General features: G+C 75.7%; 3 protein-coding genes. 2 read left to right on the top strand and 1 reads right to left on the bottom strand.

The genetic code is table 11. From position 1 onward, the window contains the following. Window positions 1–308: 308 nt before the first annotated feature. Complete coding sequence (locus ACSNN7_RS28690; protein WP_436684177.1) at window positions 309–2,552, top strand: SseB family protein; 2,244 nt, start codon at window positions 309–311, stop codon at window positions 2,550–2,552. Then, complete coding sequence (locus ACSNN7_RS28685) at window positions 2,549–2,914, top strand: hypothetical protein (protein WP_436684176.1); 366 nt, start codon at window positions 2,549–2,551, stop codon at window positions 2,912–2,914. The genes ACSNN7_RS28690 and ACSNN7_RS28685 overlap by 4 nt, the downstream gene beginning before the upstream one ends. 4 nt (window positions 2,915–2,918) lie before the next feature. On the opposite strand, the gene ACSNN7_RS28680 is transcribed toward ACSNN7_RS28685, so the two are convergent. Then, the gene (locus tag ACSNN7_RS28680; protein ID WP_436684175.1) at window positions 2,919–3,851 is read right to left on the bottom strand and encodes an alpha/beta fold hydrolase; all 933 of its coding nucleotides are present in this window, start codon (window positions 3,849–3,851) and stop codon (window positions 2,919–2,921) included. Between the last annotated feature and the right edge of the window lie 60 nt (window positions 3,852–3,911).

Below are 3,911 nucleotides of genomic sequence, written 5' to 3'. Positions count from 1 at the left end.
CGCAGGTCGCGGTGGCACTGCCGGTGGCGGCCCTCGGCCGGGGCGTGGTGGCGACCGCGCTCGCCCTGTTCACCGCCCCGTATCGGCCCGCATCGAACGTACCCCGCCCGGCCGGCGGTCAGCCGGTCGTGCCGGCCGCTGCGTCGTACCCGGAGGTGCCGGCCGCCGCGTCGTACCCCGAGGTGCCGGCCGACGGCGCGGCGCGACCCGGCGACGGGCCCCGGCCACCGGCGGACCCGGTCAACGGCCGGCCCGCCGCGCCGCCGTCGGATCCCGACGGCGCCGCTCGGCAGGCCGTTCCGCCCTGGATGGCCTCGCCCCGGCGTCGGCTCCTCGGCGAGGGCCTGGGTGCGCGGCCCTCCGCGGACGGCGGCCCGCCCAACGGACGCAGCTCGTTCTTCGAGCCCGCCTCCGAACGCGGTGCGGCGGCCCGGGCGTCGCGGGACCCGCTGCGTGCCGGTGAGCGCGCCACACCGCCGCCGCGACCCGGGCTCGGCGGACAGGCGTTCCCCCGGCGCCGCCCGGCGACCGTCCGGCCGGGGGAGGAGCAGACCAGGGCGTTCCAGTTCGACCGTTCCGAAGGGCCAGCGGCCCCGGCCGACCGGCGCGCCGACCCGTTGGCGGAGGAGCCCACCCGGGCGTTCCGGGTGCCGGCACCGGACGCCGAGGCGACCCAGGCGCTGCCGCGCCGCCAGCCCGTGCCCGCGCCGCCGTCCGCGCCGTCGTCCGACGAGGAGCAGACCCAGCGCCTGCCCAACCCGTCCGCGCAGTCCGCGCCGCCGCCGACGGAGGAACTGCCGGTCTCCATCGCCGAGCCGGTCTCCGCGCCGCCGGCGCCGCGTCGCGGCTTCACGCCCATCGTCATCGAGGGCACCGTCATCGCGTCCCGGGACCTGCCGGTCACCCCGGAACCGGACCCGTTTTCGCCGGTCACCGCCGACGGCGTCGCCAGGAACGGCACCGGCGGATCCGCCTCCTCCGGCGCGGCGGGGACGGCCTTCGCCCGGTCGTCCTTCGCCGGACCGTCCACTGCCTCCGCCGACGACCGCACCGAGCCGATCCCGTCCGCCCCGGACCAGCGCGCCGATCCGGTCTTCCCGGCTCCCGAGCAACGCACCGAGCCGGTCTTCACCGCCTCCGAGCTGCGGACGGAACCCATCCGGGTGGAGCGGGCCGAGCCGGTCCTCCCGGCCCCCGAGCAGCGCACCCAGCCGCCCGCGCCGGTGTCCGGCGGGTCGGCGGCACCGGCCACCCCCGGCGGGGAGGGACCCACCGAGCCGTTCGCCCCGATCTCCGACGAGCGCACGGAATCGCTGTTCACGCCCCGAACCGCTCCCGTCTCGCCCGCCTTCGGTGGGCGGCCCGAGGCGACGCCCTCGTCTCCTGCCCCATCCGTCTCACCGGCCTTCGGGGGCAGGCCGTCGTCTTTCGCGGCACCCGTCTCCCCGGCTTTCGGGAGTCCGCCCGAGGCGACGCCCGCCGCACCCGTCTCGCCGGCCTTCGACGACCCCACCCCACCGAACGGGATCTTTCCGGCCGGCGGCGACGTCAGCGCGGCCGAGACGTCGGCCCGGGCGGCGGAGGAGTTCCAGCCCGCCAACTCGGTCGAGGAGGACCTGTTGGACGCCGCCGGGTCCGGCAGCACCGACACCTTCCTCTCGACCCTGCTGCTGGCCCGGGTGCTGCTTCCGGTGGCACCGGACTCCACGCCCGGCAGCCGTCCCGGCGATCCTGGATTCGTCTGGCGTACCGAGGAACTCGACGGCGAGACGTACGTGGTGGTGCACACCTCGCCCGAGCGGCTGGCCGACCACCGCCCGGAGCCGGTGGAGACGGTCGAGGTCCGGTTCGTGCAGCTGATCCGCCGCTGGCCGGACGAGGCGTGGTCCTTCGCGGTCAACCCGGGCAGCCCGGTCGGGGCGAAGCTGCCGGGCGAGCAGATCGTCGGCCTGGCCAACTGGGCGGCCGAGGTGGGGCTCGGGGACGAGGTGGAGCCCGAGCCCGAGCCCGTCGCGGCCGAGGAACCGGCCGAGCGGACCCGGTACGCCCCGCAGGTCACCGACCCGACCCGGCCGGTGACCATGCAGAAGGCGGTGGCGCCGAGCCAGCTCGCCTACTACCTGGAGCGCGGGTACGACCGGGTCTCCGGTTTCGTGCACCGGGCCAACGAGCTGGCGCACCTCAACAGCCCGGCCCAGTTGCACGACGCGCTCGGTCTCGGCTACCCGGACTCGCCGTTCGCCCGGGACGCCGACCGGATCTACGTTCTGCGCTGGCCGGCGTACCGGCCCAGCCTCTACCGGATTCCGTACGGCGGGCAGAACGAGGCCGCGATGCGGGCGATGGAGGGCTGGGTCATCGAGCGCCCGCCGTTCCGGGGCAACGGCTTCGCCCCGGGTGACAGCAGCGAGGTGGTGGCCGAGTTCAAGGTGGACAGCGCCCGGCTGCCGCACGGCGCGCAGCTGTGGCGGATCGGCGCGGACGGCACCGAGCGGGTGATCGCCCTTCTCGACAGCGACGCGCTGCTCTGGCGACAGGTGGGTGAGCCGTGATGCGCGACGGTTACGTGGCGCGGTGGCGCGGGCGCGAGTACCAGGCCAGCCCGGACGGCGACGACGTGCGCATCTACCAGCCCGAACCGGGTGACGGCTTCGAGCAGGTACGCCCCGGCCGGCACGTGCGGGTGGTCCCGGCCGCCGAGATCGAGGACCTGGCGTACGTCCGCACCACCTGCACCTGGCAGGGGCAGCCGTTCGTGGTGCTCGGTGAGCACGACGGCTGGCTGCGGGTGGAGTACACCGGCGGGCGCTGGCCGGTGGCCCAGGCGATGGGCCTGGAGGTGTTCGACTTCGGCGTCTACCAGGGCTGGGCGCCCGCCAACGAGGTGGCCGACCTGCGCGAGCAGCGGGTCTGACGGGTCAGGACTTCGACCAGCGGAGGATCTCGCCGATCACCGTCTCCGGTGCCTCGACGTGCGGGAAGTGCCCCACCCCGTCGAGCAGCCGCCACTCGTACGCGGCGGTGACGTACCGGCCGGAACCCTGGGCGGTACGCGGCAGTGAGGCGGCGTCCAGCGCCCCGTGCAGTTGCAGGGTCGGGGTCACCAGCGGCTTCTGCATCAGCCGGACGAACCGGTAGCCGTGCAGCCGCAGCACCGACCGGAACGCCCAGCGGTAGCCCTCCAGCGCGCAGAACGCGGCCTGCGGGATCTGGATCGCCTCCCGGCAGCGCTGGGCGTACGCCTCGAACTCCGGTCCCCGGGTCCAGTGCGGTCCGCCCCAGCGGCGCAGCATCTCCTCGACGGCGGCCCCGCCGTCACGGGTCAGCAGGTGCTCGTAGCGAGGCAGCTGGAACTTCAGAGTGGGCGTGGAGGCGGCGAACTGCCCGCGCGGGTCGGCGAAGATGGCGGCCCGCAGGCGCAGCGGGTGCGGCGCGCCGAGGACGACCAGCCGGCGGACCAGGGTCGGGTGGAACGAGGCCGCCGTCCAGCCGATCAGGCCGCCCGCGCCGGTGCCGACCACGGTCGCGGACCGTTCTCCGAGCGCCCGGATCAGTCCGGCGACGTCGGCGGCGAGGGTGTAGCCGTCGTACCCCCGGGGTGGCTTGTCGCTGGCGCCGTAGCCGCGCAGGTCGACCGCGACCGCCCGGAAACCGGCGTCGGCGACGGCCGGCAGCACCTGGTGCCAGGCCCACCAGTACTCGGGGAAGCCGTGCAGGAACAGCACCATGGGACCGGCGCCGGCCTCGACGACGTGGAACCGGCTGCCGTTCGCGCCGACGAAACGGTGCGTCCACGGCCCCTCGGTCAGGACACAGGACTCGTCGACGGGCCCGCCACGCTGCTCGGTCATGTGCCACAGCCTAGGACCCCGGTGCAGGTCGGCCGTCCCGCCGACCCTGCGGGTGACCGG

It is taken from the genome of Micromonospora sp. URMC 105 (genome assembly GCF_051386295.1).
GTDB lineage: Bacteria > Actinomycetota > Actinomycetes > Mycobacteriales > Micromonosporaceae > Micromonospora.
The sequence above is the reverse complement of the archived record's forward strand: the minus strand, read 5'-3'. Positions and strand labels throughout refer to the sequence as shown.

Excerpts from the sequence above, each read along its gene's own strand:
- ACSNN7_RS28690 (WP_436684177.1), top strand. The coding sequence starts at position 309 with ATGGCCTCGCCCCGGCGTCGGCTCCTCGGCGAGGGCCTGGGTGCGCGG.
- ACSNN7_RS28680 (WP_436684175.1), bottom strand. The coding sequence starts at position 3,851 with ATGACCGAGCAGCGTGGCGGGCCCGTCGACGAGTCCTGTGTCCTGACC.